1 protein-coding gene is annotated in these 466 nt (G+C 38.4%); it reads right to left on the bottom strand.

Features of this window, described 5'->3' with window-relative positions:
- On the bottom strand, window positions 1–466 hold a 466-nt coding region (locus tag GFJ99_RS13535; protein ID WP_162524035.1), incomplete at both ends, for a hypothetical protein.

The following is a 466-nucleotide window of genomic DNA, read 5'->3' as shown; positions in this document are numbered from 1 at the left end:
ATTGTAAATGCTGCCGAATTTACCGATGAACAACTTCCGTTGTTAGCAGCAACTTCATAACTAGTTCCAAATGTCATTCCTGATATTAATCCTGTACCATCAACTGTTGGTCCAACTGGTGTGAAATCATAAGTTGTTCCTGCTACATAATTTGTAATAGAAGCAAATCCTGCCGCTAAACATGTTGGTGCCGTTTCTGAAACTACTGGTACAACTGGCGTTACCAACATTGGTAAATTACTAAATTGTGCTGATACCGTTGATGTACATGTAGCATTTGATGCTGTTACTTCGTATAAAGTATTTAAAGTCATGCCTGAAATTAATCCCAATGCATCAACTGTTGGTCCTGCTGGTGTAAATACATAAGTTAATGCACCATCATAATTACTGATTTCGCTAAACCCATCCGCCAAACAAGTTGGCGCTGTTGTTGCTATTGTAGGTACAACTGGCGTTACTAAAA

Origin of the sequence: Flavobacterium sp. LMO6 (genome assembly GCF_009495795.1) — a bacterium.
GTDB lineage: Bacteria > Bacteroidota > Bacteroidia > Flavobacteriales > Flavobacteriaceae > Flavobacterium.
This window is presented reverse-complemented; position numbering and strand designations above follow the sequence as displayed.